Genomic DNA, 20,178 nt, shown 5'->3' on the forward strand with positions numbered 1-20,178 from the left:
GGAATCCTGACGACGAGGAGGAGCAGACCGGGGCTACGCACTCGGAGCTGTCCGGCTCCGCGGCAGATGTCCTCCAGGCCAGGGACGTGCACGGCGGGGTCCACTTCCACGGCGGTGGCACCCGACGAGACCGGGTGCCACCCCGCCAGCTTCCGGCTGGCGTTCGGTCGTTCGTCAACCGCGAGGAGGAGCTGCGCCGGCTGAACAAGGTACTCACCGGGCACTCCGCCGAACCCATGGTGGTCGCGGTGTGCGTGATCGCCGGTACGGCCGGTGTCGGCAAAACCTCGCTCGCCGTGCACTGGGCGCACCAGGTCAGCAGCCAGTTCCCGGACGGGCATCTGTACGCGAACCTCCACGGTTACGACCCCGGCCCGCGGGCTACGCCCGAACAGGTGCTCGACCGCTTCCTGCGGGCGCTCGGCGTTCCCGCCGACGAGGTGCCCGCGGATCTCGACGACCGGGCCGCGCTGTACCGGTCCCTGCTGGCAGGGCGGCGCATGCTGATCATCTTGGACAACGCCGCCACGACCGGCCAGGTGCGCCCGTTGCTTCCGGGTACGGCGGGCTGCCTCGTGGTCGTGACCAGCCGCAGCCATCTGTCCGGGCTGGTGTTCCGTGAGGGCGCCCACCGCGTCACGCTCGGCGTCCTGACCGAACGCGAGGCAGTATCGCTGTTGCGCAACGTCACGGCGGACTACCGCCCCGAAGCCTCGCCCGACGAACTCGCCGAGTTGGCCAGGCTCTGCGCGCACCTCCCGCTCGCCCTGCGCATCGCCGCGGAACGAGCGGCACGCCGACCGCACACGGCACTCCACGAACTGATCGAGGACCTCCGCGACGAATCGGGGCTCTGGGACGCCCTGTCCACCGACGACGACGACGAGGCCGACGCTGTCCGCAGTGTGTTCGCGTGGTCCTACCGGGCGTTGCCCGAGGACGCCGCCGCTCTCTTCAGGTTGCTGGGGGTGCATCCGGCACCCGAATTCAGCGTGTCGTCCGTGGCGGCCCTCGCCGGCACGTCGTACGGGCAGGCTCGGCAGCGGCTGGAGGCGCTCGCCGACGCCCACCTGGTGGAGCAGGTCTCCCGCGGCCGCTACCAACTCCACGACCTGCTGCGAAGCTATGCCACGGAGCAGGCCCGCGAGGAGGAGACGCCCGAGTCCCGGGTAGCAGCACTGCGGCGGGTGCTGACCTGGTATCTCCACGCGGCCGACCGCGTGCGGGAGCTGCTGAGCCCTCGGGAAGCCCGGATGCCGTTGGACTCCGCACCCGCGATCGACGCCCCGTCGTTCGAAGACGAGGACGAGGCGTTGAGCTGGTACGAATCCGAGCGCCCTTTCCTGGTCGCGGCGACTCGAGCCGCCGCAGAAGCCGGACTTCACCAGATCGCATGGCAGTTGCCCGCGACGTTGCGAGGCGTCTACATGACCTTCAACCCGTTCGGCGACTGGATCTCCACCGGGCATGTGGGTCTGGAATCGGCGCGAGTTCTGGGCGACCAGATGGGCGAAGCGGAGTTGCTCGACAGCCTCGCGATGGCGTACACGCAGTCCGGGCAGCTCGACGAGGCCGAGGAGTACCACTTGGCTGCTCTCTCGCTCCGGCGTGAACTCGGCGACAACCTCGGCGAGGCGATCGCCCTCAACGGTCTCGGATTGCTCCACCTGCGCCGCCGCGAACTGGCCGCCGCGCAGCGCGCGTTCCAGGAAGCAACCGCGTTGCTGCGAGGGCAGGAGGACGCTTACTGGAAAGCGCTCGTCCTGGCCAACCTCGCTGAAGTCCACATCGAACTGACCCGGTACGACGAGGCGGCGGAGCTGCTGCACGAGGCACGGGCCATCTTCAGCGGGGAGGACGACTACGCCGCCGAGGGCAATGCGTTGTACCTGACCAGCCGGGTGGAACGCGAACTGGGACGGGTCGATCGGGCAGCAGCGCACATCGACCACGCTCTCGACCTCGCGCGTGCGCGCGGCAACGAGGCGCACGAGGCGCACTGGCTGCTGGAACGCTGCCGGGTCCTCCGGGCTGCGGGCTCCCCTGGCGAAGCCCTCGTGCCGTGCCAGCGGGCGACGACCATCCAGCAGCGCCTCGGCGACCGCAGCAGGGAGGCGCAGGCACTCGACGAGACCGGCGAGACGTACCAGGCGCTGGGGCAGCCCGAGGAGGCGGTGAACTTCCACCGGAGAGCCGTGGCGCTGCACCGGGCAGTCGGCGACCGCTGGCGGCTGGCGGGGTCGCTGGGCAACCTGGCGAACGCCCTCGCCGCGTCCGGTTCCGGCGCCGACGCTCTCCGGCCGCTCGTCCGCGAAGCACTGGTGGCTCTGGCCGACTTCGACGATCCCCGCGCCGCCGCGTTGCGCACGCGCCTGCAGAGCCTGGTGTGAGGCTGCCGCGACGCTCGTGGCACCCCCATCGTACCGGCATCGAAGCAGTGACTCCGACGGCCGCGACGCTGCCACTGGCGCACACGGGTTGACCGGAGCATTCGTCACTCGTCCTAGTGAAAGTCGTCCGGGTGTGCACACGCTTCGTGGTGTGATGGATGATAAATATCGTTTCTGCTGGTCAGCGGGTTTCTTGGCCTAGCGTGGGGGGCGTTGTTGCCGGTCCTCTCCGCGAGGGCGTCCAGTCGCGACGCGTCGGCTGATCACTGTGGAGGCTGTGCATGTCTGACCTCGAAATCGGTTACCGTTCGATCCCCCGCCCCCGGGAGGCGGACTCCGCGACCGATCTGCTGCGGATGCGCACCTACTGGCCGTCGAACGGCGTGGTGGTACTGGAGACCGGTGGCGTTCTTGACATGAACACCGCGACCCGGTTCGCCGAGGCGGTGCGCGCGGCGTTCGCCTCCACCGCCCGCACCGTGGTGCTGGATCTCTCCCGTCTGTCCTTTGTGGCCACCGATGGCGTCGTCGTCCTGCTGGAAGCGGGCCACCGAGCACTGATGCGACGCGTGTCGCTCGTGCTGGTCAGCGGGAACCGGGCGGTGGACCGGTTGCTGCACCTGCTCGACGTGGCCGACCGGTTCACCTACGCCGCCACCGCCGAAGCAGCCGCCCAAGCCGGTCTCCCGGCCCGCTCCCCGTGAGCTGCTGGGCGGCCTGGGAGCGGCGATCTGGGTCGCGAGCACATCGCCTCCGGGATGCGGCATGCCGGAAGCCAGCCGGTTCCACGGAGTGGAAGCGGTCCCTCAGCGGGGGCTCGCGTCCTTCCGGGTGCTCAGCGTGCGGCTGAGGCCGTGGGCCTCGCGCAGCAGGAGGGAGCCGAGTTCCCGCTGCCGCTCCGGCCGGAACCGCGGCTCGATGCCGGTCAGGGTCAGCGCCCACTCCGGTCGTCCGGCGCGGTCGAACACCGCCGCCGCCATGCCCCAGCTGCCCTCGACCACCAAGCCCGGGTTGACCGCGTAGCCGTGCAGCCGCGTCTGCGCGATGCGGGCGCGGATCTCCGCCGGCGCGTGCGCCGGGCCCCACCTCGTCTCCAGGTCAGCCTGGTCGAGGTAGGTGTCGATCTCCGCGTCGTCGAGGAACGACAGGATGACCAGCCCGGCGGAGACGACGCCGAGCGGGAACCGGGCGCCTTCGTAGAGGACGAACGACCGGATCGGGAAGTCGCCGTCCTCGCGGAGCAGGCAGACCGTCTCGTCGCCGCGGCGGGCCGAGAAGAACGCGCTCTCGCCGGTCGCGGCGGCCAGCCGGTGCACGCTCGCGCGTGCGTGGTGGGTGACGTCGTAGCGGATGCTGGCCGCTTCGCCGAGCAGGTACAGCTCCGGCCCCAGGAACCACCGGCCGGTCCGCTGGTCCCGGTCGACGAAGCCCTCCTCGGCGAGCGCGGTGAGCAGGCGGTGCACCGTCGGGCGGGGCAGGTCGGTGGCGCGCGCCAGGTCGCTGGTCGCCGCGCCCGCCTCGTTCCTCGTCGACAGCGCCCGCAGCACGGCGCCGACCCGGCCCACCAGGTGCCCGCCCAGACGATCGGTCATGACACCACCCTACGTCCGCTCAGTGAACGCCTCGACGGCGAGGTGACCGCAGCGCGAGCAGATCGCGGGCGATTTCCGCTGTAACCGTTGCCCTGCGCGGCCCACCCGGTCTTCACTGCTGCTGCTCGTTCAGCGGACGATCGAAACGAGAGGTGCGGAGTTGTCGAAGCTGCGCGCGAGTGCGCGAGAAGCCCTGGCCGACGTGCTGCGGGACGGCATCACCATCGCCGTCGGCGGGTTCGGCCTGTGCGGTATCCCAAGCGACCTGATCGAGGTGGTCCGTGACAGCGGCGTCACCGGCCTGACCGTGGTCTCGAACAACATGGGCGTGGACGGCAAGGGCCTCGGGCTGCTGCTGGAGAGCAAGCAGGTCGAGAAGGTGATCGCCTCCTACGTCGGGGGGAACTCCCTGTTCGCCCAGCAGTACCTCGACAAAACCCTGGACGTGGAGTTCGTCCCGCAGGGCACGCTCGCGGAGCGGCTGCGGGCCGGAGGCGCGGGCATCGCCGCGTTCTACACCCGCACCGGGGTCGGTACGCCGGTGGCCGAGGGCAAGCCGCACGCCGAGTTCGACGGGCGGACCTACGTGCAGGAGCGGGGCATCGTCGCCGACGTGGCGCTGGTGCACGCGCACACCGCGGACCGGGCCGGGAACCTCACCTACCGGGCCAGCGCGCGGAACTTCAACCCGATCGTCGCGACCTGCGGTCGGGTCACCGCGGTCGAGGTCGAGCACCTGGCCGACGACCACCTCGATCCGGAGCGGATCGTGACCCCCGGCATCTACGTCGACCGGCTGGTTGTCGCCACCCAGCGGACCAAGGACATCGAGAAGCGCACGGTGCGCCCCCGCGCCACCGTCTGAAACCCAGGAGCAGCCCCGTGGCCTGGACTCGCGACGAGATGGCGGCGATCGCGGCCGCCGAACTCCACGACGGCGACTACGTCAATCTCGGGATCGGCATCCCGACGCTGGTCGCCAACCACGTGCCCGACGGCGTCGAGGTGACCCTGCAGAGCGAGAACGGCATCCTCGGCCTCGGCCCGTTCCCGTACGAGGGCGAGGAGGACCCCGACCTGATCAACGCGGGCAAGCAGACCGTGACGGTCACCCCGGGTGCGAGCTTCTTCGACTCGGCGACGTCCTTCGCGATGATCCGCGGTGGGCACATCGACCTCGCCGTCCTCGGCGCGCTGCAGGTCAGTGTGCACGGCGACCTGGCGAACTGGACCATCCCCGGCGCCCTGGTCAAGGGCATGGGCGGTGCGATGGACCTGGTGGTCGGCGCCAGCCGCATCGTGGTGCTCACCGACCACGTGGCCAAGGACGGCACGCCGAAGATCGTGGAGCGGTGCACCCTGCCGCTGACCGGCGCCGGGGTGGTGGACCGGATCATCACCAACCTGGCGGTCCTCGACGTCACCCCCGACGGCCTCCGGCTGGTGTCCCTCGCACCCGGCGTGACCGAGGACGAGGTCCGGGCGAAGACCGGCGGCCCGATCCTGGAGACCGCCGGCGTCGGGTAGGCGGCGGCCGCCGAGTAGCCAGCTCGGGGTTGGCGCGCGGGGATGGGCCGGACCACCTCGGGGTGCCGTGCCATCATGCAGAGCTGTGGAGCAGACCCGTGTCGACCGCTGGTTGTGGGCCGTCCGGCTGACCAAGACCCGGCCGGACGCCGCCGCGGCCTGCCGCGGCGGGCACGTGCGCGTCAACGACCGCCCCGCCAAACCCGCGACCACCGTCTCCCCCGGTGACGAGGTTCGGGTACGCGTCGGTGGCCGGACGCGGATCGTCGAGGTGGTCCGGGTGATCCAGCGACGGGTCGGCGCGGCCGACGCCGCCACCTGCTACATCGACCGGACACCGGCCCCGCCACCGGATGTCGCGGTGCCGGTGGCCCGCCGCGAGCGCGGTGCCGGACGGCCCACGAAGCGGGATCGCCGCATGATCGACAAGCTCCGCGGCGGGAGCCGCTGACCTGCCTTCGACCGCGGCATTCGCCGCCACGGCACCGCCCGTGACGGCACCGGCGCTCAGGGCCGTGGCGCCAATCAGACGCGCCATCGCACGCCTCATGTAGGGCCCCTCACAGCATCAGCAGAATCGAAGTTCGATTCGTGTTGGATAACACCATATTCCGGGTCAAACTTGTTCCGGTTTTCCCTTTCGGGCGCTCGGTGTGCCCTGCCGTCCGGGGTGTACCTCCGGTTGGTCGGCCAACGCTGGCGCTCGGGCGCACGGTCGACGCCGAGCCGGGTCAGCCCCGCCCCGGCACCGCGGGCCGTCGGCGCATTTCTTACCAAATCCTTGCATCATCTGACCGCTTTCCTTGCGACGCGGGCGACTCCGGGCCGCCCCGGTCTAGATTGCCGACCGAATGCAGCGTGTTGCGGAGAAAGGCCGGTCATGAAGCGGGACATGGCGCACATCGAGAGCACGGACACTGTGCTGGCGACATTGCGCTCCTCCTTGCGGCGCAGCGCCCAGCGCGGCCGGGTGGTGCTGATCCGAGGTTCGGCCGGGATGGGGAAGACGCGGCTGCTGGACGCCGCGGCGAAACGGTGGCGCTCCGACGGGGTGCGGACGGTCCACGCGCGGATCAGCGCACGCTCCGCCCAGCCCGGGCTCGACGAGACCCTGGACGCGCTTCGCCACGAGTTCGACCGCTCGGGTGGCTCCGAGCTGATCGACGGCATCAGCGCGGTGGCGCGGTCCCGTGCACGTGCTCGGGCCAAGGAACAACTCTCACCCGACGAGGCCGATCCGCAGAGCCGGTTCGCCACCACCGCTGCCGAACTGGGCAGGGTGTTCGCCCGGATCGGGCAGGCGGGCCCCACCGCGGTGCTGTTCGACGACGTGCTGGAGGCCGAGGATCCGGCGCTGCTGCTGGTCACCGCCTGCCGCCCCGGCTGCCTGGTCGTCGCGTCCCTGCGGGATGATGCCGTGCCGTCCCCGGTGGCCGCCGAACTCGTCTCCCTGGCCGACGACGTGGTGACCCTGGCACCGATGTCCGAGGCCGAGATCGCGAGCATTGTGGGCGTCGACCTGGACGAACGGACCCACCAGGCACTTCGGGTAGCGCTCGGGCCGCTGTACGGCAATCCGGGCACGGTGCTGGACACGCTCGCCGCGCTACGTCGGCAGGGTCGGCTCGTCTGCGTGGACGGCCGGCTCCGGGTGAAGGATCCGGGGGCCATCGCACTGCCCCACGACCACGACATACTGCGCCGAATCCGCCGGCACGGCAAGATCGGCCCGCGGCTTCTGGGTGCCGCGGCGGCCTTCGACGGCCTGGACGTCGACGAGCTCCCGCTGATCGCCGGCGTCCTGGGCGTCGACGTCGCGGAGTGCGGCCGGGGCGTGGACCGACTGGTGGAGGCGGGTGCGCTCGTGGAGGGTGTGCGCGGTGACCTGGTCTGCCTGTGCCCGGCACTGGCCACGTCCATCGCCCAGGAGGAGGCCGCCACCGTTCGGCGGTTGCTTTCCACGCTGACTCCGGCACCGGCGGACGACGGTCGGCGCGCAGGCGCCCCCGTGGCGTTGCCCGGATCGACCCGCCAGCGCCCCGGGTTGCCCGCGAGGATCAGCCGCGCCGCGCTGTCCGCAGTGGAGGCCCGCATCGTCGACCTGATCGGCCTGGGGTTCACCAACCGGCGAATCGCCTCGGAAATCGGCCTGAGCGAGAAAACCGTGGAGCGGTACCTGACCCGACTGTATGTCCGGACAGGCTGCCGGTCGCGCGTGGAGCTGGTCGCGGCCGGTCTGTCCGGGCGGGCTGCTGCGGACGACACGTGGGGGCCCGCGGCATGAGACAGCCCGCATCCCCGAAGGGGACGGGGCCCGCGGCATGACGCGACAAGGTGATCGACCACCGGCCAGACCACACAAGGTCGTGCTGGTGCAGGACGACTCCGTCGTGGCCGACCTCGTGGTGAGTTACCTCCAGCGCGACGGCATCGTGGCAGCCATCGCCGCCGACGGCGAGACCGGACTGCGACTGGTCCGCAGCCTGACCCCGGACCTCGTCGTCGCCGACGTGGCGACGCTGGGTGTCGACAGGTTCTCGTTCTGCGAGCAGGTGCGGCGGCACGTCCAGGCACCGATCATCCTGCTCACGCCGACGGCCGACGAGTCCGGTCTCGACGAGGTGGGTTTCGGCGTGGCGGACTACCTCGTCACCCCGGTCCGGCCGCGGGAACTCATGCAACGCATCCGGGGCATCATCGGGCTTCGGCGCGGCAGGTCCCCGCATCCGCAGCCCACCGAACTCATCGTCGGCGATCTCGTGCTGGACCAGCGGTCCCGCCAGGTCAACCGGGGCGGGAGCGTTCTGGTGCTGTCAGACCGGGAGTTCGACCTCCTGGCACACCTGATGCGCCACCCCGGGCGGGTCTTCCGCCGGGACGAACTGGTTCGCGAGGTGTGGGACGACTGCATCGAGGCCCCGTCGAGCATCGCCGCGCACATCCACCGGCTGCGGGAGAAGATCGAGGACGACCCCGCCCATCCCACGATGCTGGTCACCGTGTGGGGTGCGGGATACCGCTTCGACGCACCGGACACCACGCAACCGTGATGGAGCCGGCTGGTGGGTCGGGCGACGCCGCCGCGAGGTCATGAGGCGCGGCGGAAACGACCGCCCAGAGCAGCGGTCGCGAGTTCCGCCCGGGACTTCAGCCCGGTGCGCTGGAACAGCCGGGTCAGCCTCCCCTCCACGCTCTTGCTGGTGGCACCGAGGACGGTAGCGATCTCGGCGTTGGTCAGTCCGTCGGCGACGAGCGTGGCCAGCAGCCGTTCGTTCTCCGACACCGTCGTGGCGCGACCGGGCACGGAGATGCCGCGTTCCCGCATCAACCGGCGCAGCCGCACGCGCATGATCAGGGCGTCGACGTCCCCGAACAGCTCGTACGCCCGAAGCACGGTCTTGCCGTCGCCGAGCCCGCTCGCTGCGATCGTGCCGAGGGCGCAGGCGAGCTCGAACGGTCTGCCGAGTTCCTCGGCCAGCTCGACCAGCTCCGCGGCCGCCGCCGCGTCGTGCTCGACCAGCACCCGGGCCAGCAGGTGATACCGCCGGGCGCCAGGGGTGCCCAGGCGCTGGGCGATCTGCTCGATCCGTGCCGCGCACCGCTGCGCGGCAGCCAGGTTCCCGCGGTGCAGTTCGGCGATGGTCATGCGCAGCAACAGCATGTCGGTGCCGAGCAGGGCCCCGCTTTCGGCCGCGTGCGCGAGTCCCCGTTCGATGCAGGCGCGTGACCGCGCATGTGCACCGAGGGTCGCTTCCAGCTCCGATTCCGGAGCGGCCAGCACATGCGACAGCAGGGGGTGTTGGGAACGCGCCGCCTCGATCACGGTGCGGGCCCGCTTCAGCTGCCCCCGGGCAACGTAGATGGCCGCCATGGTGTGCGGAACCGTCACGGGCACGCCGGCCCGGCCGGACGTGGCCGCGCCGGCAATGCTGGACCGGGCCAGAACGAGCGCTTCGTCCCACTTGCCGAACAGACCGGCCCGCAGCGTCAGTTCGGCCCTGGTCCGGTCGCGGTGGGGCAACTCAGGTCGCCATGGCTCGTACAGCTCTGCGAAGAAATCGAGCGCGCGCGCCACGATGAGCAGCACGTCGGCCGTCGTACCGACCGCGTCAACCTGCCCACCGGGACACCCGGTCGGCACCGATCTGCCCAGCACAGCACCGACCACCGCGCTCAGGAACGTCCCGAACAGCGCCGTGCTGCCACCGGCCTCGGTCCACAGCTGGCTGTTGCGGGTCAGCTCGTCGTACGCCCGCCCCCACTGGTCGAGCAGGCAGAACGCGGCTGCGCGGGTGACGACGTGCTGCGCCGCCCGCCCGGTCAGCGGCCCCGGCGGGTCATCCGCCAGGTCACGCAACGCCGCCGGGTCGCGTGCCGCCAGTCCGAGAACGTGCAGGATCAGCGCCTCCTGCAGGCTGTCGTCGGTGAGCTGGTCTGGGTAGGCGAGCAGCACCGTCCTGGCCGACTGTGCGACCGAGTCGAACCGCAGATGCAGTCCGCACGTCACGGCGTGCCGATGCAGAACCTCGGCGTGGCGGGCAGGGTCGGTGACGAGCCGGGCGGCCGCGCTGGCCCAGCTGTCGGCGAGTTCCCCCTCGTCGGGCCGGGCCGCTGCACTGCGCTCGATCAGCGTGGACGCGGCGCGTTCCGGGTCGATCAGCCGGCCCGCACCGGCCAGCCGCTTCGGCAGGTAGTTGTGGTCCGCACAGCTGGCTTCGCCGCGCCACAGCGCGGTCACGGCCCGCGCGGAGATCCGTCGCCGCTCGAACGGGCCCAGGCACGCATCAAGCACCGTGGCGAGCAGCGGAACGCGGAACGTCCACGCGGTCCCGCCTTTCCCGCAGCGCAGCACCCCGGCTTCGCGCAGGGCTCGCAACACCTCGCGGACGCGTTGCTCGCTCAGCCCGACGACCTCGGCGATCAGCGCGGGGACCGGGCCCGACAACGGGTGCAACAGGGACAGTGCCTTGAGCACCAGCCAGTACGGCGCCCCGAGCTCGCGCAGTCCTGCTGCCAGCGGATGTGCCCGCCACAGGCGCGGCGACCGGTTGGCGCCCAGGCACGCGTGCTGGTCGACCACCTGCACGCAGTCGCCGTGGACGTGGGCGTCCACCGCACCGTGCACGAAGGCCGGGATGCCGCGGCTCGCGTTCCGCACCGCCGCCAGCAGTTCCGGGGTGGGGACGGCCTGCAGGCGGTCGGAGACGATGCGCCGCACCGCCGGTGCAGACAGCGGGCGCAGGCGTTCCTCGTGCACGAGACCGGCGTGGCGCAGCGGATCCAGGGCTGTGCGGGAAGCCGCGAACGGCGTGCGGACAGCGCAGACGAAGGTGACCTGTGCGCAGGTCAGCGCCTCGATCAGCCGCACCAGCTCCGGCAGGCGGCGGGGACCGATGCGCTGCGCATCGTCGAGGAACACCGCGAGTGGGCCGCGCCGCTCGGTCACCGCGGTGAGCAGCCGGTTCAACGACATCGGGCTGGACAGTGTGGCCGGCGCCCCGAGCTCGTCGGCGAGCCTGGTGGTGAGGCAGGCCGCGGGGCACTCCTCCCGAGCCAGCCGGATGTCGACCGTGCCGACACCGCAGTGCGCGAGCAGCTCCCGGGTCCGGGCCAGGACAGCGCTGCGCCCGATCCCGGCCGGTCCGGTGACGACGGCGAGTCGGACGCCCGAGGAGGGCCGGCACACGTCGAGCAGCCGTGCGAGGACGTCGTCCCGCCCGTGCACCTGGTTGCGCGCCCCCGGAACGTCCGCGGTGTTCGCGCGGGGCGCCGGGATCGTCGGCAGGGCGGGTGCCACTGCTGGTTCTGTGGGCTTCGGTTCCGAACGGAGCACGAGGCCAGTTCTACCGCTTCCGGCCGGTCAAATCCCGGTCCGAACCAGGACGATTTCCTTAACGCTTTCTTACCCGGTCGCAGGCGGCTCGCACTCCTCGCGCCTCGTACGCGCCGCATCTCGATGGTGCGCGTATCCGCGCCGGGCGACGAACATCCGAGGACAGGAGGGCACCAGCTGTGCACCTACCGGCAACCGATCAGCCAACCCAGGCCAGACCGCCCGACACGGACTCGGCCGCCCCGCGCAGACCGGCGAGATCGGCCAGTGCGACCGTGCGCGACGCCGCGGTCCGCGCCAGATGCCGGGAGAACTGGTGGGCCTGGTACACGGTCCGCTCACCCGACGCCTCGAAGTGCTGGGCCATCGCCGCGCGCACCTCGTCGGGCACCTCGTGGCCCCGGTCGCGCAGGTACCGGACGGCGATCGCGGCCAGGTCGGATGCCGTGTAGTCGCCGATCTGCCACTGCTGCGGGAAGCAGTCGCGCAGTTGCCGGGCGCACCCGAACAGCGAGTCCAGCGCGGTGCGCTCCCCGGTGAGCACCACCACCGGATCGCCGACGTTCTCGCGCAGGGCGCCCAGCAGCGCCTCCCCGACATCCAGGTGCGTCTCGGCGTCCGCATCGACGTCCAGCACCAGCACGCCGCCCCGGGCGTCGCGGAAGGCCGTGCCGATCAGGCTCTCGGCCTGGCCAGGCCACTGTGGACGCACATCGTCGGACAGCGATCGGCGCACCAGGTGTCCGATGCCGACGAGCCCGAGCTCGGACAGGCCCTGCGCGTAGAGCCGGGCGATTTCAAAGCGTCCGCTGCCTCGCTTGCCGGCCAGCACCGCGTTGCCGTGCTTGCCCAGACCCGCGCGGCGGTTCCTGCGCTCGCACAGCGACACCAGCGCCGAGCCCACCGATCGGCTCACGTCCGGCACCCCGACCAGCTCGGAGAGCCGTCGCCAGGTGTGCGTGGCCTGCACGGCCGAGCCGGGATCCGACGCAGCGTCCGGCGTGCTCGCCGATTCCGCGGGCAGCTCCTCCAGCAGGGCGAGCTGGGGGGCGACGTCCTCGGCCGTCAGCCGGGTCAGGTCGGCGTCGCGGGTCGGTGGCCGCTGCGCGAGGCGCGACGCCTGGTTGCTGATCATGGCTTCGAACAGCTTGCGTGCCACCCGGCCGTTGCCGAACGTCGCCCCCTTGGGCACGCGCGTGAAATACGTTGTCAGTGCCTCGATCGCGTCGTCGGTGAGCTCGTAGTAGTGCTTGCGGCACAGGTTGCTGGCGATGGTGACCAGTTCCTCGACGCTATAGTTGGGGAACTCGATGGTTCTGCTGAACCGGGACGCCATGCCGGGGTTGGACTCCAGGAACCGCTGCATCAGGTCGGAGTAACCCGCGACGATGACCACCAGATCGTCGCGGTGGTCCTCCATCATCTTCATCAGCGTGTCCACGGCTTCCTGGCCGAAGTCCGGGCCCACACCGCCGGTCTGGGCGGTGAGGGTGTACGCCTCGTCGATGAACAGCACACCGCCGAGCGCCTTGGTCACCAGCTCGGTCGTCTTGATCGCGGTGGAACCGACGTACTGCCCGACCAGGTCCGCGCGGGCGGCCTCGATCATGTGGCCCTTGGACAGGATGCCCAGTTCCCCGAGCACCGCACCGTAGAGCCGGGCGACGGTGGTCTTGCCGGTGCCGGGCGGCCCGGCGAAGACCAGGTGGCGGCTCATCGGCGGCATCGGCAGGCCCATCTTCTCGCGGGCCTGCGACATCCGGATCAGGTTGATCAGGCCGCGGACCTCCTGCTTGACCCCGTCCAGGCCGATCAGCGAGTCCAGCTCGGCCAGCGGCCCGTCCAGGACCGTGCCCCCGGCGTCGCGCAGGCTCGTGCTGCCGGTGTTGTCCACCGACGCGGCGGGTTCGACCACCTCGGCCCGGGCCGGTGCGGCGGCGGTCCCTTCGGCCACCAGCCCCGCCATTGCGTCCTGTGGTCCGCCGTCGCGGCTCCACACCGGTGCGCCGCCGCTGCCCCGCACCAGGCACTGCCGGAGGGACACCGCATCGACCACGTCCAGGTGCAGGCCGTTCTCGACGCTGTCGAGCACCTCACACTCGGCCAGTTCCACGCGGGCCCCGCGCGCGACCTGGACGCCGTGCCGCCCGGCCGCGCGGACCCGGCAGCGGGTCGCGGTGAGGACACCGCCGTCACCGACCTGCACGCCGTCGGCCCTGGCCTCGGTGATCTCGCTGTCCTGCACCGAGACCTCCGCCGAGGCGACAAGCAGTCCGCCGCGCAGCGCGGTCGAGGTCAGCCGCGCCCGGCCGCCGTTCGCCGCGAGCGCCGCATCACCTTCCGTGCTGAGCCGGGCGTCGGTGAACGCGGCCTGCGCCGAACCGGACAGCTCCACGGCGGGCGCCGGACCCGCTTCGATCGACACGTCGTCGAACACGACGTCGCCGCCGTCGACGAGCACACCCGAACCCGACGCCGCTGACGCCCGGAACCGGGTGAAGCGGGCCGATGCGGACACCCGCGCGATGGCCTCCGTCGAGCCGCGCACGGTCATGCCGTCGAACCGGGGCGCCGCCTCGACGTCCACGAGGACGCCCGTCGGGGAATCCGCGATGGTGCAGTCCACGAATTCCGGAGCTGCCCGATCGGTGACCTGCACGGCGCAGCGAGCCGCGGTGAAGGTGCAGCCGCGCAGCACCGGCCGTGAGGCACCGGAGACGTGCACGGCCTGGACGGACGAGCCGGAGAACGTGGAGTCGGCGATCACCACGGACCGACCGCCGGTGACGTAGAGGTCGACGTTCGTCCCGTCGCGGACGTCGAGGCCGGTGACCTGGAGCCTGCCCTGCTGCTCCACCACGATCGCGGGCTTGGCCGCCGCGTGGATCGAGCTCTGCTCGACCACGCAGCTGCCCCGGCCGTTCACGCAGATTCCGTTGCCGCCCGGTCGTTCCACGGCGAACCGGCGCAGCGTCAGCGCCCCGTCCTCACCGATGACCGCCGCTGACGACGCCACGTCGACCACCCGGGTGTCCTCGACCCTGCTGGGCCCCGCGGACGCGATCACGATGCCCGCGCCGCCCGCATTCGTCACCTCGCACCCGCGGGCGGCCAGCGATCCTCTCGCCCTGGTCAGCAGCGCCGCCCACGCGGATCCGGTGATCCGGCAGCCGTCGAGGGCGACCTCCCCGCGGCGCACGTCCACCGCGGCGACCTCGCCGTCCTCGCAGTGCAGCACCAGGCCGCGTAGCTGCACGCCGTCGGCGTCGACGACCAGCGCACTGCCCTGCACGGCGTGCACTTCGACCGTGCCGTCGCCGTCGTCGGCCACGATGCTGACCGTCTGGCGGACGACCAGGTTCTCCTCGTACCGACCGGGCCGGACGCTGATCGTCGCCCCGGCGCCCGCCGAGGCCAGCGCGGCGCCGATCGAGGAGAACGCGCCGGGGCGATCAGCGCCCACCACCACAACTTCGCGGTTCATCTCTTCCCGTCCCGTCCGCACTCGCCGCGCACCACTTCGACGCCCCCTACACCAGTCCGGGCAGGAAACCGAACCGGGACCGCGCCGCCTCACCGACGGCACTTCCCGGCCGGGCTCCGGCCCACCGCTCCATGCAGCGCCGCAGGGACGTCAGTGCCAGGTCGTCCAGCGCCTGGTTCACCACGACCCGCCCCTCGGCGTCCACTTCGGACTCGGCCAGTTCGCGGAGCATGATCCGGCCGCGCTCCGACTCGCCCGGCTCGGCCAGTTCCAGGATCTTGAAGCTGGTGCCGGGCACGAAGACCACGCGGTTGTCGACGCGATCGGCCCCGTCCGGCTCCAGCAGCTTCGTCCGACGCCCGGTCATCGACCACACCAGGACGTCGACCGCGCCGTCCTCCTGCGGACCGGGTTCGGTCAGGGCGTGCAGGAAACCCCACTCGGTCACCAACCGGCGCTCGCGGTACAGCTGCCACTGCTCGGGCGTGGGCGAGGCGCTGAACACCGTCGCACCGCGGTGCGAGGGCAGCTTGCGCAGTCCGGACACCACGCACCGGGCCATGGGCACGTGCGGACCGTTGGCCCCGGTTCGCAGCGCCCGGTCGATCTCCACGCCGTGGGACGGCAGGTAGAGGCGTACCGCGACGGCGTCGGTGAGCACGTCGCTGGACGACCGGTCGCGGGACTGGAAACCGGGGTGCTCGGACAGGATGCGCGACACCGACACCGACATGGCGTCGAACTCGCGGTTCAGGGTCCGCCGCAGCCAGGTGCGTTCCTCGGCGAGCCCCTCGACGGGGAGCAGCGCGGAGGCTTCCGGTGCCGGGGTGGGCTGCACCCGGGCCGCGGGCTGCTCGTCCCGGCGGCTGGACGCCGGGGCAGCGGTCCGGGACTCCGCGCCTGCCGGGTCCGGCTCCGCTGCCGGGTCCGGCTCCGGGGCGGGTTCCTCGTCCCGCGGCGCGGTCTGCGGTGCGTCGCCGGTGACCGGCACCGGGGAGCTCTCCAGCCTGATCGACATCGCCGAGGCCGGTGTCTCGTCCGGGGTTTCCGGAGGCGCCGCGACTGATGGCGCGCCTGCTGCCGTTCCCGCTGGCGGTTCGACGTCGATCGGCGGGCCGATGCGCACGGTCTGCTCGGTGTCCGAGACCTCGTCGACCGGTGCAGGAGATTCCAGCACAGGGGTTTTCACGTCTTTCGGGGCAGCCACCTCGTTCGGGGCAGCCACCGCAGCAGGGCCTGGCACGGCCTCTGCCGCAGCGGGCTCCGCCGCCATCCCGGCGGTGTGGACATGCTCCGGTTCGGTGGTCAGCTCGCCGAGCGCCGGGCCCGCGACGCGCACCACCTCCTGCCCGAACTCCGCGGCCGGAACGAGTCGGCAGCGCACCCGCGTGGCCGGGTCCAGCCGGGCCAGGACGTCCTGGGCCAGCAGGCGCATCCGCGAGGCGCGCTTGTCGTCCGCGGCGTCGAAGACCAGGAAGCTGGTGTTGGGGTCCCATGTCCGCGCGCGCACCGCCGCCTCGTTCTGGGCATCCTGCGGCGGGCGCAGCCACAGCCCGGCCTGCACGACCTCGATGACCGCGTCCGGCGTGTACCAGTAGACCGCGGGCGAGATCTGCTCCACCCCCTCCACCGGCGCGCGGTGGCTGACCAGCGCGGGGGTTTCCCGGTGCGCCGGATGGGTCTTGGGCAGATAGGCGACCGCGCGGACGAACGACTGCCAGCCCAGCTCGCCGTCGGCGCACATCGTGTAGACGTCCGGGGCCTCGGGCGACCCCACTGGCATGCCGGTGTAGGTGATGATCCGCTCGTCCAGCAGGTCCGCGAGTGCCTGCCCGAGCACGTCCCCGTCCGGCAGCCGCACCGGCCCGTACTGCACGAACCGCACCCTCTCGCGGTCATGCCCGCTGAGCCGGTGCCAGAACCGAGCCACGTCGTCGAGCGCCAGCGGGGGCTCACCGGGGCAACCGAGCACCACAGTGAACACATCCGGCTGACACGGCATCCCGCTGGCGAGCCGCCCCCAGTGCTTGCGCAGCTCCGCGTGCCGCGTCACCGAGTGGATCCACACGCCGCCCGGGATGGGTTCGGCGATGCCGACCGAGCTGGTCGGCCACGCGTCGACGGCGCCGGAATCCCACGAGGGCCGTGGGAAGCGCTTGGCCTCCCATTCCGGGGCGCGGCCCGGCCGAAACCGGACCCAGCCGCTGCCGCGTCCGGAGTGGACGAACAGGGTTCCCCCGGTGCCGCGGAACACCACGCCGTCCGGGGCGACCACGGGCCGCCCGATGCGCTCGGACAGCCACTGGCCGACCAACGCGGTCGCCTCCCGGGAGCGGCCGCCGATCACCAGCCGGATGCCGCGGCGGTTACGGCGCAGCATGTCGGCGACCGCGTCCCACGCCGAGATCGGCAGCCCGGTCGGCAGGTCGACCACCACCAGGTCGTGCACCGTGTCCGGGACGACCGACATGGCCAACGCCCTGGCCTCGTCGCTGATCTGCTGCGGCGGATGCACCACGAGGGCGTTGCCGACGGTGTGCTTGGCCAGCGGGACGGCCGGGGACACCGAAGGCCCGCGGAGGCGCCGGAGCTGGGGCAGTGCGGACATCGTCATCCCCTCCCAGTCACGCCCATCGCGGCCCGGCTGAGATCCGGTCCGCTCGGCAGGGCGGCGAGCAGTTCGGTCGAGATCGGACGGACCGGCACGGAGCCGTAGCCCAGCGCCCGGATGGAGTCATCGTCCGGAATCAGGTACTTGGTCCCGCCGGTGATGAGGTACCGGTCCGGCGTGCGCCGACCGGCGGGCACGGGCACCGCGGCGGCTACCACACCGGTGCCCGGGGGCATCCGGACCACCCCGCCTTGCGGTGACTGCGGGGCGAGCACGACCTCGCTCCGCACCTGCGCACCGACCGGGGTCTGGCGCAGGCACAGCGACTCCGCGGCCCTGTCCAGCCGCCGTGCCTGGCTGAGGTCCGGCAGCCGGCGGGTGAGCGACCGGTCGGCCGACCGCGGTGCGGCGGCAACCGCGGCGGCGTCGATCCGCACCGGATCGGGACTGCCCGCCATGGCATCGAGCAGTGTGAACTCGGTGCGGCTCACCGGCGCGAGGCCGTCCCTGCGCAGCACGAACAGCTCGACGTCGCCGTTGGCCGCGTGGTACTCGAACAGCTGCCCCACCTGCCGGGCCTGGCCGCCGACGACCGGGCCGTTGCTGCCCGCTCCGTTGATGACCGCCGGGGCCAGCTCCGGTCCGTCGGGCAGGGCGTCGAGCCACTGCTGCGGGGCGCGTATGGGCTGTTCGCCCGCCATGCCGAGGGCGGCGGTGACGACGGGATGCGCCACCCGGTGCTTCGCCCCGCCCCAGACCACGTACTGCGTTGCGGTCGGCGACTCCACCAGCGCATAGCGGTCGGTCGGCAGCGTCGCGGCGGGCGTGTCCGGATCGAAGTCGAGGGTGAAGTCGTTTCCGCCGGACAGGCAGAACAGCCAGTGCGCGCCGACGATGTCCTGCGCGGACGGCAACGACTGCGGTGCCCCGGGAATGCCCATCGGCGCGCCCCGCGGCGCGTCGCGCAGGGAGGCCCGCGACACCAGCGACACCTTCGCGCCCGCTCCCTGCCGCAGCACGGCGGAGGCGTAGTTCAGGGTTGGGTGCAGCACTCCGTTGACGTTGATGTACCGGGTCCCGGTCTCCTTTTCCACCACGATCGCGCCCTCGGCCTGCCACGACTTGTTGCCGCCGGGGAAGATGAACCCGAAGACGCCGAAACCGACACTGATGAGCAGGGCCAGCACCAGTCCGATGATCGCGCCAGTGATCGCCCGCCGGGAGGGCACCTCGGCGCTGGCCGGGTCGTTGAGCACCAGGGCCGAGCTCATCCGCCCCATCAGGAACTGGTAGGCGTGGACGTGGTCTCGTTGGGTCTGCATAATCAGCCGTCACCCGAACAATCCGCGCGCCCAGGCGTAGACGCCGAGCAGCTGGAGCAACAGGGGCACCAACGCGATCGCCGTTGCGGTGTCGAGGATGTTCGCCAGATGGCCCCAGATCGGCAGCATGCGCCGCGTCGGGGGCCGCAGCGCTGCCCGCACCAGGGCGAACAGCACCACGAGCAGTCCCAGCAGCAGGACCAACCACCACACCGGCGCGAACAGCGCGGCGAAGTACAGTGTCACCAGGGTGAAGCCCAGTGTTCCCGAGATGGCCAGCGGCACCCGCTGCCAGACGCCGAGGAAGTTGCGGGACCGCAGCAGCACCGCACCGGAGAGCAGACCGACCATCGCCCACGAGGCCCACCCGGGTTCGGCGAGGACGAGCGGGTACGCACCAGCCAACACCACGGCGGCCGAGACCATCACGACGCTCAGGTAGCGGTCCGCGGTGGCGCTTTTGGCGTCCACCTCGTCGGCCGGGACCGGGTCGATGTCCTGCTGGAGGTCGTCGGCGTTGCGCGGCAGCTGCGGTCCGCGCAGGAACGCCGCCCGCAGGCACATCCGCGGCGCGAAGATCACGAACCCAAAAGCCACTGTGGACAACACACCGGCCGCCTGCCCCGGGGTCAGGGCGAAGCCGGCGGCGATTCCCAGCAGCGCCAGCACCGCCAGCGACACCGACAGCACGGTGAGCAACGGGGCGAAGGAGACGTCCTTGGCCGCGAACTGCCGCACCACCAACAAGATCGCCGCTGCCGCGGCGGTGCTCGCCCCGGCGGCGAAGAGGCCCTGAGGTGTCGGGGCCGCGGCGTCCGGGACACCGTCGGCGAGGAGCAACGCCCCGATCCCGGCCATGGCGCATCCGGCGAGACCGCACAGCACGGCGAGCGCGGTGTCGTGCAGCTTCCGCGCGATCGGCGTCATGGCGACGAGGAACACCGCCGCCAGCACCCCCGCGGAGCTGGCGTGCAGGGCGGTGGGGCCGTCGGTGAGCAGCACCAACCCGATCACCGCGACGGCCGCGCACGACAGGACACGGAACAGGCGGCGGCCGAACTCCGGCCGCCACCGGTCCTCGCGCTGCTGCACGGACGTCGCGATGCCCTCGGCGAGGTCGTCGAAGTCCAGCTCCGGCAGCGGGTCGTCGGCCGGCCGCAGGTGCAGCTGCTCGCCCTCCAGCCAGTCCAGTGTCTCGGGCGTGCCGTCCGGGTCCATCGGCGCCTCACCGAGGCGCTGGAGCACCCAGGAAACAGACTCGGCGCCAGGCGGCTGCTGACGGGTGTGCTTCAGCAGTACCGGGAGCAGGTCGGCCACGGTCGTCGAGACCGGGACCGCAAGGTCGGCCTTGCCGTCCGGACCGAACACCGTGATCCGGCACAGCTGCGCGGCCCCAGCGGTGGTCATGACCTTTCCTTC

The 20,178-nt window shown here is 71.8% G+C and carries 13 protein-coding genes; 7 read left to right on the forward strand and 6 right to left on the reverse strand.

The genetic code is table 11. The features are described 5' to 3' along the window. Positions 1 to 2,390, forward strand: a 2,390-nt coding sequence (locus tag IEY17_RS22425) for an ATP-binding protein (protein WP_308424018.1), incomplete at its 5' end; no start/stop codon positions are given. Between the two features lie 281 nt (positions 2,391 to 2,671). After that, positions 2,672 to 3,094, forward strand: coding sequence for an STAS domain-containing protein (locus IEY17_RS22430; protein WP_229680483.1), 423 nt, complete (start codon positions 2,672 to 2,674; stop codon positions 3,092 to 3,094). 102 nt (positions 3,095 to 3,196) lie between these two features. Here IEY17_RS22430 and IEY17_RS22435 read toward each other — a convergent pair whose 3' ends face one another. Then, a complete protein-coding gene (locus IEY17_RS22435) occupies positions 3,197 to 3,982 on the reverse strand; it encodes an IclR family transcriptional regulator (RefSeq protein WP_188990973.1) in 786 nt (261 codons plus the stop codon). A gap of 160 nt (positions 3,983 to 4,142) precedes the next feature. On the opposite strand from IEY17_RS22435, the gene IEY17_RS22440 reads away from it, so the two are divergent. The 5 genes from IEY17_RS22440 to IEY17_RS22460 all read left to right on the forward strand — a co-directional run bounded on the left by IEY17_RS22440 (position 4,143) and on the right by IEY17_RS22460 (position 8,559). Beyond that, positions 4,143 to 4,847 carry a CoA transferase subunit A gene (locus tag IEY17_RS22440; RefSeq protein WP_188990975.1) on the forward strand — a complete coding sequence of 235 codons (705 nt, stop codon included), beginning with the start codon at positions 4,143 to 4,145 and terminating at the stop codon, positions 4,845 to 4,847. A 17-nt stretch (positions 4,848 to 4,864) separates the two neighbouring features. Further along, complete coding sequence (locus IEY17_RS22445) at positions 4,865 to 5,509, forward strand: CoA transferase subunit B (protein WP_268240386.1); 645 nt, start codon at positions 4,865 to 4,867, stop codon at positions 5,507 to 5,509. Between the two features lie 85 nt (positions 5,510 to 5,594). After that, positions 5,595 to 5,960: an RNA-binding S4 domain-containing protein gene (locus tag IEY17_RS22450; RefSeq protein ID WP_188990977.1), complete on the forward strand. Its 366-nt coding sequence runs from the start codon at positions 5,595 to 5,597 to the stop codon at positions 5,958 to 5,960. 429 nt (positions 5,961 to 6,389) lie between these two features. After that, the gene (locus IEY17_RS22455) at positions 6,390 to 7,793 is read left to right on the forward strand and encodes a LuxR family transcriptional regulator (RefSeq protein WP_188990979.1); all 1,404 of its coding nucleotides are present in this window, start codon (positions 6,390 to 6,392) and stop codon (positions 7,791 to 7,793) included. A gap of 88 nt (positions 7,794 to 7,881) precedes the next feature. Next, entirely contained in the window at positions 7,882 to 8,559 is a 678-nt protein-coding gene (locus tag IEY17_RS22460; protein WP_188990981.1) for a response regulator transcription factor, read from the forward strand. A 38-nt stretch (positions 8,560 to 8,597) separates the two neighbouring features. On the opposite strand, the gene IEY17_RS22465 is transcribed toward IEY17_RS22460, so the two are convergent. The 5 genes from IEY17_RS22465 to eccD form a co-directional block, all read right to left on the reverse strand. After that, a complete protein-coding gene (locus IEY17_RS22465) occupies positions 8,598 to 11,306 on the reverse strand; it encodes a helix-turn-helix transcriptional regulator (protein WP_188990983.1) in 2,709 nt (902 codons plus the stop codon). Between the two features lie 235 nt (positions 11,307 to 11,541). Then, complete coding sequence (locus IEY17_RS22470) at positions 11,542 to 14,826, reverse strand: right-handed parallel beta-helix repeat-containing protein (RefSeq protein ID WP_188990985.1); 3,285 nt, start codon at positions 14,824 to 14,826, stop codon at positions 11,542 to 11,544. A 46-nt stretch (positions 14,827 to 14,872) separates the two neighbouring features. After that, positions 14,873 to 17,434 carry a hypothetical protein gene (locus IEY17_RS22475; protein WP_188990987.1) on the reverse strand — a complete coding sequence of 854 codons (2,562 nt, stop codon included), beginning with the start codon at positions 17,432 to 17,434 and terminating at the stop codon, positions 14,873 to 14,875. Positions 17,435 to 17,436: 2 nt separating this feature from the next. Beyond that, positions 17,437 to 18,759 (reverse strand): type VII secretion protein EccB, encoded by a 1,323-nt coding sequence (gene eccB / locus IEY17_RS22480; protein ID WP_188990989.1) that lies wholly within the window; start codon positions 18,757 to 18,759, stop codon positions 17,437 to 17,439. Between the two features lie 9 nt (positions 18,760 to 18,768). Then, positions 18,769 to 20,166: a type VII secretion integral membrane protein EccD gene (eccD, locus tag IEY17_RS22485; protein ID WP_188990991.1), complete on the reverse strand. Its 1,398-nt coding sequence runs from the start codon at positions 20,164 to 20,166 to the stop codon at positions 18,769 to 18,771. Between the last annotated feature and the right edge of the window lie 12 nt (positions 20,167 to 20,178).

Origin of the sequence: Saccharopolyspora thermophila (genome assembly GCF_014646075.1) — a bacterium.
In the GTDB taxonomy this organism is placed as follows: Bacteria; Actinomycetota; Actinomycetes; order Mycobacteriales; family Pseudonocardiaceae; genus Saccharopolyspora; species Saccharopolyspora thermophila.